This is a genomic window from Microvirga sp. P5_D2 (assembly GCF_054049475.1).
The window spans coordinates 25,216-35,416 of sequence record NZ_JBFUMH010000049.1 but is presented as its reverse complement, the minus strand read 5'-3'; the positions used below and the strand labels follow the sequence as shown (position 1 = coordinate 35,416).

Below are 10,201 nucleotides of genomic sequence, written 5' to 3'. Positions count from 1 at the left end.
AGCATTGGTGGAGCGGCGGAACCTGGATGCGGGCTGACGCAGAGCCGCCGACGCGCCCGAGCGGTTTCCAGGTGCTCGCGCGCAGGTGGGTTGTCGAGCGGACCATCGGTTGGCTCACCACCAACCGGCGGCTCGCCAAGGACTACGAACGCCTGATCGAGACCGGCGAGATGCTGCTCTATCTCGCCATGAGCCGCATCCTGCTGCGCCGCCTCACGCGAAAGGAAAGATAATTGCTCACCAGCCTCTGAAGATCGGCCCGGAGGTGATGTTGGCGGCCTGCATCCATTCGTGAAGGGCAATAGCCGCACGGCCCGCAGCAAACACGAAGGCACCCTGCCCTGCCGTGGTGGTTTTCGTCCGGCTGAGAGCAATGCGAACACAGGGCGCCGTTGGCGATGTGGGGTCCGCTGGCCGCAGCTTAATGGGATCGGCCGCGCTGATCTGGGAGTGCCTCAGGGTCGCCACCTCACTGCGCCGCCGGCCGCCGGCCGCGAACGGGAGGATGGCCCGATCGCGGAGGTCAATAGCTTTGGAACCGCTGCAGGCGGCCAAGAGTCGGTCGAGAATATCGCGGGTGACGGGCTTGCGGCTCTTGCGCAGTGGGTCATGTCCCGACGCTTTCATGGCGAGACGTAGAGACTTCCTGATGCCATGATGCTCGAACCGCGGTTCAACGCCTTTCCACTGGTGCAGGGTCGACCAGTTGGAGAGCCGCCGGGAGACCGTCTTGAGAGCACGGGGCCCTTTGACCTTGAGGATACTCCGATCCCAGTGGTCTTCGGCAACGTCGTCGAGCATGCCGTGAGCCGCATCGATGGCCCTCTGATCCGGATCCCACATGTGGTGGGCAACGAACTTCTGGACGAGCTCGGGATCGGCCGGCCATGGGAGCGGGCCTCCGGTTGCGTCGCGGCACAAAGCCTCGAGATAGGCATGATCAGAGGCGAGGGCGCGCAGCGTGTTGGCGCCTATCCCGGTATCGGCAAGATGCTTCAGGGTGGCGACATCGGCGTCGGTCAGCACCGCAGCATAGCGATCAGCCGCCGCAATCGGAAGAACGGCCGCCATGGCGTCGAGTTCTCTTGCCCGATTGAGCTGTATTGCTGGACTCACCAACGCTCTTTGTCCCCTCATTAGGCAGTGCCATCTTCGGATCTGCCCTGGCCGGGCTATGGCTGAACCCCTCTGATTTGTGAACTATGACTGAGCCGCCAGAGAGGGGGCGACCAGTTCGGCGTCGCACTCCTGCTGCATTCCCGTGGTCTGTGCCGCGCCGGCAGATAGGGAAGGAACACCGCGTGAGCTGGATTACCGATGTCGCGCCAAAGATCAAAACCCTGTTCAAGCGGGATGCGCCTGATAACCTCTGGATCAAGTGCCCGGATTCCGGGCAAGTAGTGTTCCAAAAGGGCGTCGAGGCCAACCAATGGGTGATCCCAGGCTCTGGCCACCACATGCGCCTGTCGGCGATCTAGCGCCTGAGGCTGACCTTCGACGAGGGCCAGTGGACGAACGTACCCGTCCCAGAGTTGGAATCCGACCCGATGAAGTTCCAGGACACCAAGCGCTACACTGACCGGCTGAAAGAGGCCCGCACGAAAACCGGATTGGCGGATGCCATCAAAGTCGGCACAGGAACTGTCGAAGGCCTGCCGATGACTGTGGCAGCCCACGACCCCGATTTCATCGGCGGCTCGCTCGGGGTGGCGGCAGGGGAGGCGTTCATCAGAGGCGCCGAAACGGCGATCGAGCGGGCCACTCCCTATGTGGCGTTCACCGCCTCAGGTGGAGCCCGAATGCAGGAGGGCATCCTGTCCCTCATACAGATGGCGCGCACCACGGTTCTGATCCAGCGGCTACGCGAGAGAAAGCTACTCTATATCGTGGTTCTCACCAATCCGACCACGGGCGGGGTGACGGCTTCTTATGCGATGCTGGGTGATGTCCATATGACCGAGCCAGGAGCTCTGATTGGTTTTGCCGGCCCTCGGGTGATCGAGCAGACGATCCGCGAGCACTTGCCCGACGGTCCAGAGGGCCGAATTCCTGAAGGAACACGGCATGGTCGACATGGTGGTCCACCGCCATGATCTGCGTTCGACATTGGCGCGCCTGTGCCGCCTTCTTATGCGACTGCCTGCTCATGGGGTCGAGATGACACCCGATACCATGGTGGATAATGGGTCGGATCTTCATGAAGCTGACCGACCGGCGCCCTCCGCTGAACAGAGCAACCCTTTGTAGGGTGAGGGGCCATTCTTTCGCGAAACCATCAGGACCGTCACCGTTGGGTTGAAGGACGAAGGCGTGGCGGCCAGTATGGTTAACGAGAGGAAAACAGGCTGGAGGTGGCATGGCGCGAAACACGGTTCGCGATGAGCGACAGGGGGACCTGCTCGGGACACTCCGCCACCTGACAAACCGGTCCGCCGGACCTCCCCGCCGAGGCCGGTGCGTGAGGAGACACAGGCGCCAGAGCCAGTGTCGTTGGGCAAGCTCGGCGCGAAGGCAACTCGACGAGCTCCTGGATGGCATGCCGGATCAGGAACTGGCCTATCTCGCGGTAGAGGCTACGCGGCTCGTGAAGCGCAGGCTCGTCCGAGGGCAGGGGAGGGGGCTCCGGCCAAAAGGCGCCGGCAAAGGCGAGTCGCCTCTTGATGATGCCCTCGCTCGGATTGGCGGCGAGCTGATGGAGTTTGAGGACCCGGGCGAGACGTGGTGAGCGAATGGGAGCAGGCAGCATCCTTAAGCGGCATGGGTCGGCGAGTAGGGCGGTATCGGGAAGCCTCGCCGCAAACGTGTAGAAGTCCACGAGGATCAGGGCAGGGCGCTCGAAGCTCTGGTGAAATGGCTCCGGCGGAAGTGCCGTCGCGGCTATCGAATCCGAGGCTTGTAGGTCAATTTGACTTATCGGCGACTTGTCCGCAACCTGCTGGCAGGTCATCATGATCTACCAAGGGTGGCACAAGCTATCCAAGTGTCGCACATCGAACGCAAAACCTGGTGACAGCATCGCGATCACTGGATGTCAGGGACTGCGAGGCCCATTTTGCGGGCCCGGTCGAGTTGGAATTTGACCGAGCTGGCCTTCCATTCTCTCCCGCCTCGTGGCGTCCGCTCTCGCATCCCTTCCAGCTGAGCGCCGATCTCACGCAGGGTAAGGGTCGGGTTAGAGATCGCAATGCCGGCAATCAAGGTCATGATGCGATCGTCCGGAGGTCGCCTTCCGGCTTTCCGTAACAACTCCGGTTCAGCCATCCGCTCGGCGACCAATCGCTTGACTGCCCTCCGGAGGCTTTGATCTGTCCACCGCTGGCCTCGTGCATTCAGCACCTGCACGACATCTCGCCAGCTATGATCCGGCCGCATCTGACGGACAACAGGAAGGAAGGAATTGGCCGCCGTCAAAAGGTCGCCCACATAGACGCGATCGCGGGCGAGGGCGGTCTTACGGATTGCCTCCGGCCGTCTCTCACGCAAGCCGGGGTTCCCAGGCCTCTTCCCCTTAGCCACTGCCGCCTTCACGCCAGCCTTCGTGCGCTCCGAGACGAGCGATCGCTCCAGCTGAGCGACGGCGCCCAGGACCTGCAGAGAGAACATGCCTTGCGGGGTCGACRTGTCGATCGGATCCCTGAGGGATTTGAAGTGGGCACCTTTCTCCTCAAGCGTCTCGATCACTTCGAGCAGATGGCTAACCGACCGGGCCAAACGATCGAGCCGAACGACCACGAGGACTTCGCCCTTCGAGATCTCGCGGATGAGCCGAGAGAGAACTGGCCGAGTTCGGGAGGCGCCGGATCCGTGTTCCTGATGGATGACCTCGCAGCCTGCAGCCTTGAGTTCGTCGAGCTGAGCGTCTGTTGTCTGCTCCTCGGTCGAGACGCGGGCGTAACCGATCAGGCGTTGCCGAGTAGGGGAGGGAGCCATGGGTCAATTTCTGATGAGATTTCGGCTCTTTGTACATACTTCGCGATCACGAGAAAAGGATCGTTTGCAAACGTTTCTCAAGTCAGTTTGTTAACCTGATCGAGAGAGGAGGGCTTCCTTCGAATCCACTAAAATGGCTTAAAAACAAAGGCTTTTGCCGCCATTGAACGCTTTCAATGCTCGGGTTGGCAGTTCCCATCTGCTCGCTCGCAGCTGCGTTCCCGACCACACGCGAACGCTGCTTGATGCAGCGCTGGATTTCCTGACTCCACGACGTAGTCAACCCTTGCTTCACTTCTCTCTGCCAAGCTATAACTTCTGCAATCAATAACTTAGCGACTGGGGGGCAGGCGTGGCTTTCGAGGCAATCGGGGCATTTTAGGGGGCGAGGGATTCCTCCCTTCGGGCATTCATGATTCAATCCCGGCATGACATGGCCGCCCGGTGGTTCCAGCAAGCCCCTGTCCTCGACGGCCCTGCGCGAGCTGATCTCGGATCTGGCCGGCAAGATCGAGAGACTGGAGCAAGAGGTCGAGCAGTTCCGCCTCGACAACAGCAACCTGCGCAGACTTTGGTGCGTAATTCAGAGGCAGACCGCTCGCGTGCCTGCGGCGGGGCTCAGGTGATACGCTGTGATACCGGCATGCCGAGGCGGGTCATGATGTTGATGACCTTGCAGCCCGCCGCGGCTTCGGCCCTTTGCGTCGGCAGAGTTCGGGCGTGGAGACGGTGCCCGATCACGGTCTTGTAGCGCATCATCGCCACCTCGCCCAATGACCGACGGCCGTAGTTCACCGCCTTTTGCCAGCCGCGCCGACCACGCTCCTGGATCATCCGGAGGTGCCGATCCCGCGGCGTAGGCGTCGTCTCGGCCGTGTTGCTCGGTACTGCTGTTGATCGCGGTGGAATGATCACCGCAGCGGCAGGATCCCGCTCGGCGACGGTGCGGCAGACGGGATCGCCATCGTACGCGCCATCAGCCGTGACCGAAGCGATTGGGCCGGAGATCTGATTAAGCAGTGGACCGACCTGTGAGGCATCGCCGTCTTCCGTGGTTGTCAGCTCTGAAGCAAGGATCTCGCCGGTGTCGGGATCAACAGCCAGGTGGAGCTTGCGCCAGGTTCGGCGCCCCTTGCCGCCATGCTTCTCGCGCTGCCATTCGCCGGCACCAAATACCTTCAGGCCGGTGGAGTCGATCACCACATTCACTGGACCGGTTGCTGTTCTCACCGCCTTGGCGACGGTCAGGTCGACGCTGCGGCGCGAGAAGGTGGTGTGATCCGGAACCGGGAGGTCCAAGCCGAGCAGACGCAGGATCGAGGCCAGCATGCCTTCGGTCTGGCGCCAGGGCCGTCCAAAAGCCAGCCGCAGCATCAGGCCCGTTTCGACGACCATCTCAGAGTATCGCTGTGGTCGACCACGCCGGCCCGTGTTTGCCGGCGTCCATGCCTCAAGTGCTTCAGCCGTCACCCACACCGTCAGGTCGCCCCGCCGACGCAGTGCCGCATCGTAGTCGCGCCAATTCTTCACGTGGTAGCGGGCCTTTGGGATTCTGTGGCGGCGCTCTTGATTGACCTTGTACGGCATGCAGCTCTCCGCTTCGAAGGACTGCCTCTATACCTCACCCCGATCTTCGCGCGACACCTCAGGCCGAATTACGCACCAACGTCTTTGGGAACAGTTCTTGTTCCGACCCCGAGTACGTAAAGATCCGTCGTAATCCTACCCACCGCTCTGCGCTTGTTAATCTAAGTTAATTCCGCCATCTCTTGGCCAAGAAGCAAGAACGACAAGAGGAAACCATGCCCAACAAATCCCACCAGACGTATCGCATGTACTCGCCGAGCCTCGACGCCATGATGCGAGAGGTTCTCCATACGCTTGGCGACATCGACTTTGCTGCCAAGATTGAACTGGAAAACGTGCAGACAAGAGCTCTCGACCCAAAGCTGAAAGAGCACCTCGAGGGCAAGATCAGAGTCGCTCATCGGGAGAAGCGCCAGCCGTATGTGGATCTCCTGGAAACCCTGCGACGGCAACAGCACCGCCAGTCGTTCGCTGCCTAAAGGTGTCAATTGAGCAGGGGAGGAGCTTGGGAATGTTTGAGCACGACTACTTTGCTTTTTGGAGGCGCGTTCCCCTCTTTGTGACCTGGCGCTCAGGAGGCTGGCACTAGGCGGCTTTGCAACTGCAGCTAAGCCGCATAAGCCTCCTTCATCGGGCACAGGCGGGGTCGCGAGCATCATTCACCATTCGAAACCGGAAGGAATAACAATGATCGAGTCGTGTAAAGAAATAGACTCCCTGATCAGAGCCTGTGAGACTGCTGCCCAGACGCACATCGCCTATGCGCGACAGGCTCACACCGAGTTCCAGCGCTCGTTCCATGAGCGGCGCGCCACCGAGGCACTCCAGAGGGCGCACAAATATCGGCTAGAACTCCAACATCTCTCTCAAGACGGGTGAGCTAAACCGATATAGTCGCACACAGCCGGTGGGACACTGCCAAGCTTACTGATTGAACGACGAACATAGTAAGAATCTGGGGGCGCCTCAGGGTGGTCGGCGCGTTGTATCGCCGATGTAGAAGTCAACAGGGGCGGCCACGCGAGTACCCTTCCCGTTTTTATGAGTTCGTGCCGCTCAACCTGCGGCTGACGTCACTTCACGTAGTCTAGTTTCAATCACCTACTCCACCCCTTCTACTGCCAGGGAGAAACGATGTCTGCCAACAAACGGTTCAGCCAAACACCACCGGACAAAGCGAACGAGCTGTTTGAAAAGCTTCTCGCGACGTCCGATAGCGCGATCAAAACGCGTGCGCGCCTGTTCACTGATCTAAAGGAGGAACTGGAACTTCTAGCCTCCTTGCAGACAGAGCATCTCTTCCCGGTGCTGAGACGGCGCGGGATGGACGATCTCCTGCAGGAGGCCAGCAATGACAATGAGCAAATGAATGCGCTTCTGGCGAAACTCGAGGCCATGCCGAAGAACAGCAGTGAGTTCCTCGGCAAAGTGGCTGAGCTGAGGCCCATTTTCCAGCAGCACATTCGGGACGACAGAAAAGAGCTGCTTCCCGCCGTGCTCAAGGTGCTGAGTGATGAGGAAGCCAACGCCATAGCCGAGACAGTGGAGGATGAAATGGCAAGCATTGATGATAGTAAGCGCACTGACAACCGACGGGCTCGTGAGCAGGTCGAAGCCGTGCAGCGGGTGACGGAGGACGTGGCCGACACGCTGCGGGTCGGCGTCGACAGTGCCCAAACGATGGCTCAGGCCATGCAGGAGGCGGTGGAGACCAGCTTCGGCGCGTTCGCAGAACTGACCCGTCGCACGACCGGACAAGGCTTGCAGATCTTTGGCCGCGCCGACGCTGATGCACTGGGGCTGAGCGAAGAGGCGGTACACAACCTGCGGGTGGCGGCACAGTCTAGCTCTGCCTTGGCGCGCGGCCTGCAAGACGTGTCGCGTGAGGTGGTCGCCCGTAGCCAGCAGCGCTTACAACGCAACCTCGACGGCTTGCAAGCTCTTGCCCGCTGCCGGTCAATGCCCGACCTTGCTGAGGTGCAGAGTTCGCTGCTGCGCGACAACTTGGAGCAGACAGTTGAGAATAGCCGGCGCATCGCCGAACTCATGCTCCAGATGGCAGATGAAGCCGCCAAAACCGTGACCGTGCAGGCTGACAAAACGGCGCAGCGCCTCAACCGCGCGGCCTGAGCATCTCTCGTTTCGATTGGAACGCTCCCGGCTCACCGGTCGGGAGCGTCTATGAGCGTCCAGAGGTCACCGTGAGATGCCCCCAACCTCATCCGTCGGCTCAATCTGCTATCTGGTGTCGGGCTAGCGGATCTCGGATTCCCTCTTGCACCGCAGGATCATGGATCGCGAATTGTGCCGCTCTGGCCCTTTGCTGATGTTTGGTGCAATCCAGTTGTCTTCTGCTTCCTCCCACAAAGGCTGGGCAGAGGTGACCTGGGACCTATACTCCTCATCCAGAGCAGGTTTATTGCCATGATGCCTCTGTACTATCTCCATATCCGAAACGGAGACAAGCTCGAGGTGGATCCGGACGGCACAGAGCTGCCCGACCTGGATGCAGCCTTTGCAGAAGCTCAGAAAGTGGCACGGGAGCTCGTAGACGAAGTGGATGACCTGGGGCGAGATGCGGTCATCGAGATCGCTGACGGATCCGGCGAAACAATCCTCTGTATTCCATTCTCGGACGCGGTCCGGCCGCATTAGAGATGCGGAAGAGATGCGGAGCGGGGCCGTTTCTTATCACCTGCGTGGTCAGCCTTGCCTATCCTGCGGTTTGGGCTGCAAGCCTGCCGCAACCGCAATCTGCACCAGCTCGGGCAGGCTTTGAGCCCCCAGCCGCTCCATGATGCGGGCCCGATGTGCCTCGACCGTGCGTGGGCTGAGCCCAAGGTCGCGTGCAATCATCTTGTTGGTGCCTCCCACAAGCAGCCCGTCAAGCACCTCCCGCTCGCGCGGCGGCAAGGCCGCGATGGTCGCTGCGGCGAGTTCGGCCGCCTGACTACGCTCCGCTGTTTCACGGATGCTCGCTTGGGCAGCCGCGAGCGCGTCCAGCAACTGTTCCAAAGGGTAGGGCACGTTGAGGAAATCGACCGCGCCTGCCTTCATGGCCTGGACGCCCACGCTCACATCCCCATCGGCCTCTCCAAGCACGATCACCGGCAGCCCGGCCCGGCGCGCCTTCATCTCCTTCGGGAGCATCAGCCCTCCGGCTTCCGGGGCTCGCGTGTCAAGCACCACGCAGCCAGGCACCAGCACTGGTGCGACCTCGACAAAAGCCTGGGCCGAGGCAAAGTCTTTGACCTGATACCCGGCACCCTGGAGCCGCAGGCAGAGCTCTCGCCGCGAGACATCATCCCCATCGACCACGTAGACCATGGAGCCTTCGTGCTGCGTCAGGTCCTCAGCGACACCGCCGGCCTGCCGCACCTGCCCGTACTCGTCCCGGATGGGGAAGAACCGATCCCGGATCCAGCGCACGCCACCATCAGGTCGGATGATGTGGTACTCGTGCGTTCCTTCCTCGCCGCGTGAGGCCCGCTCGATGGCGGTGATGGCTTGGTCATGGTCGTCAGGATGAAGGGTCTTGACCCAATGGTCAGGCTCGCTCAGCGCCACATCCACCGGCTCGCCCCAGATCACCTCGTAAGCCGGGCTAAGGTATTCCAGCCGCCGCGTCTCAAGGTTCAGGATCCAGAGCGCGGTCGAGGAGTGTTCGGCGAACTGCCGGAAGCGCTCCTCGCTTTCCCTCAGGGCCGTTTCCGCCCGCGCCCGCAGGACTGCCGTCCAGGTGCGTTCGGCCACATCCTCGGCCAGCTTCACATCGACATCGCGCCAATGCCGGGGCTCGGCCTGATGAACATAGAGGCAGGCCGCAAGCTGGTCCTGTTTGATGAGCGGCACGATGATGGTGGCCTGCTTGCCGGTGCGGATGAACTCCGCCGCGATGGATGCCTCCGCAGTGCGTGGATCGGCTGAAACATCGTCGAGGCGGATGGTGCGTCCGGTCCTCAACTCGTCGACGACCGGCAAGCCAAAGTCCGCAAGGCGGTATTGGCCGGCAAAGCTGAGGATCCCGTGAGCTGTCCAATCCCGCTCGGCCACCATGGTCTCGCCGGTCGGGTCGATTTCCACGTACCCGACGCGGCTTGCCCTCAGGTGCTGGCCGAGCATCTCTGCCGCGGTGGTCATGACCTCACGCGGATCATACAAGCTGCGCAGGCGGCCCTTCAGATCAACCAGGAAGCGGAGACGCTGCTCGGTGAGCACCCGGTTGGTTGTCTCCTGCGAGATCGCGAGCATGCCCCGAATTTCACCAGCCTCGTCGCGGATCGGACTGTACGAGAAGGTCCACCAAGTCTCTTCCGGATAGCCCTTGCGCTGCAACGTGACAGGCCAATCCTCGAAGTAGCTCGCCTCACCGCGCAGTGCGCCCGCTACAACCGGCCCAATGATCTCCCAAGCCTCAGGCCAGACCTGATCCGCCGGTCGCCCCAACGCCTCGGGCTTGGAGCCCAAGAGGGGCCGGTAGGCATCGTTGTAGAGGCTGATGAGCTCCAGTCCCCACACAACAAAGGCCGGGAACTTGGATTGCAGCACGAGGCTCAAGGTAAGGCGCAACACCTGCGGCCACGTCTTGAGAGGACCCAGCGGCGAGGCGGACCAGTCATGATCTCTGATGCGAGCGCCCATCGCGCCCGTGCCCGTCAGGAAATCGGAAGCGTTCACCTGCGGC

10 protein-coding genes and 1 pseudogene are annotated in these 10,201 nt (G+C 61.5%); 6 read left to right on the top strand and 5 right to left on the bottom strand.

What is annotated here, in order from left to right:
• On the top strand, window positions 1-233 hold a 233-nt coding region (locus tag ACXJKO_RS14650; RefSeq protein WP_457091823.1), incomplete at its 5' end, for a transposase.
• A gap of 4 nt (window positions 234-237) precedes the next feature.
• On the opposite strand, the gene ACXJKO_RS14645 is transcribed toward ACXJKO_RS14650, so the two are convergent.
• Window positions 238-1,116: an integrase gene (locus tag ACXJKO_RS14645; protein ID WP_457091822.1), complete on the bottom strand. Its 879-nt coding sequence runs from the start codon at window positions 1,114-1,116 to the stop codon at window positions 238-240.
• 185 nt (window positions 1,117-1,301) lie between these two features.
• On the opposite strand from ACXJKO_RS14645, the pseudogene accD reads away from it, so the two are divergent.
• Window positions 1,302-2,247 (top strand): annotated as a pseudogene (gene accD / locus ACXJKO_RS14640) (acetyl-CoA carboxylase, carboxyltransferase subunit beta).
• A 79-nt stretch (window positions 2,248-2,326) separates the two neighbouring features.
• Here the strand turns inward: accD and ACXJKO_RS14635 are convergent.
• Together ACXJKO_RS14635 and ACXJKO_RS14630 are read right to left on the bottom strand one after the other, a co-directional pair.
• Window positions 2,327-2,950, bottom strand: coding sequence for a hypothetical protein (locus ACXJKO_RS14635; protein WP_457091821.1), 624 nt, complete (start codon window positions 2,948-2,950; stop codon window positions 2,327-2,329).
• 71 nt (window positions 2,951-3,021) lie between these two features.
• Window positions 3,022-3,930 (bottom strand): recombinase family protein, encoded by a 909-nt coding sequence (locus tag ACXJKO_RS14630; RefSeq protein ID WP_457091820.1) that lies wholly within the window; start codon window positions 3,928-3,930, stop codon window positions 3,022-3,024.
• A 428-nt stretch (window positions 3,931-4,358) separates the two neighbouring features.
• Here ACXJKO_RS14630 and ACXJKO_RS14625 point away from each other — a divergent pair, with 428 nt between their 5' ends.
• Window positions 4,359-4,556, top strand: a complete 198-nt coding sequence (locus tag ACXJKO_RS14625) for a hypothetical protein (protein WP_457091819.1) — start codon at window positions 4,359-4,361, stop codon at window positions 4,554-4,556.
• Here ACXJKO_RS14625 and ACXJKO_RS14620 read toward each other — a convergent pair.
• Window positions 4,549-5,517, bottom strand: coding sequence for an IS5 family transposase (locus ACXJKO_RS14620; protein WP_457091818.1), 969 nt, complete (start codon window positions 5,515-5,517; stop codon window positions 4,549-4,551). The genes ACXJKO_RS14625 and ACXJKO_RS14620 overlap by 8 nt on opposite strands.
• 215 nt (window positions 5,518-5,732) lie before the next feature.
• Here ACXJKO_RS14620 and ACXJKO_RS14615 point away from each other — a divergent pair, with 215 nt between their 5' ends.
• From ACXJKO_RS14615 to ACXJKO_RS14605, 3 genes are all read left to right on the top strand, one after another.
• Window positions 5,733-5,996 (top strand): hypothetical protein, encoded by a 264-nt coding sequence (locus tag ACXJKO_RS14615; protein ID WP_457091817.1) that lies wholly within the window; start codon window positions 5,733-5,735, stop codon window positions 5,994-5,996.
• A gap of 655 nt (window positions 5,997-6,651) precedes the next feature.
• Window positions 6,652-7,647, top strand: coding sequence for a phasin family protein (locus ACXJKO_RS14610; protein WP_457091816.1), 996 nt, complete (start codon window positions 6,652-6,654; stop codon window positions 7,645-7,647).
• 174 nt (window positions 7,648-7,821) lie between these two features.
• On the top strand, window positions 7,822-8,172 hold the full coding sequence (locus ACXJKO_RS14605) for a DUF6894 family protein (RefSeq protein WP_457091815.1): 351 nt from the start codon (window positions 7,822-7,824) through the stop codon (window positions 8,170-8,172).
• A 48-nt stretch (window positions 8,173-8,220) separates the two neighbouring features.
• On the opposite strand, the gene ACXJKO_RS14600 is transcribed toward ACXJKO_RS14605, so the two are convergent.
• Window positions 8,221-10,194 carry a PAS domain-containing protein gene (locus ACXJKO_RS14600; RefSeq protein ID WP_457091814.1) on the bottom strand — a complete coding sequence of 658 codons (1,974 nt, stop codon included), beginning with the start codon at window positions 10,192-10,194 and terminating at the stop codon, window positions 8,221-8,223.
• Between the last annotated feature and the right edge of the window lie 7 nt (window positions 10,195-10,201).

Excerpts from the sequence above, each read along its gene's own strand:
- ACXJKO_RS14635 (WP_457091821.1), bottom strand. The coding sequence starts at position 2,950 with ATGATGACCTGCCAGCAGGTTGCGGACAAGTCGCCGATAAGTCAAATT.
- ACXJKO_RS14610 (WP_457091816.1), top strand. The coding sequence starts at position 6,652 with ATGTCTGCCAACAAACGGTTCAGCCAAACACCACCGGACAAAGCGAAC.
- ACXJKO_RS14625 (WP_457091819.1), top strand. The coding sequence starts at position 4,359 with ATGACATGGCCGCCCGGTGGTTCCAGCAAGCCCCTGTCCTCGACGGCC.
- ACXJKO_RS14620 (WP_457091818.1), bottom strand. The coding sequence starts at position 5,517 with ATGCCGTACAAGGTCAATCAAGAGCGCCGCCACAGAATCCCAAAGGCC.
- ACXJKO_RS14615 (WP_457091817.1), top strand. The coding sequence starts at position 5,733 with ATGCCCAACAAATCCCACCAGACGTATCGCATGTACTCGCCGAGCCTC.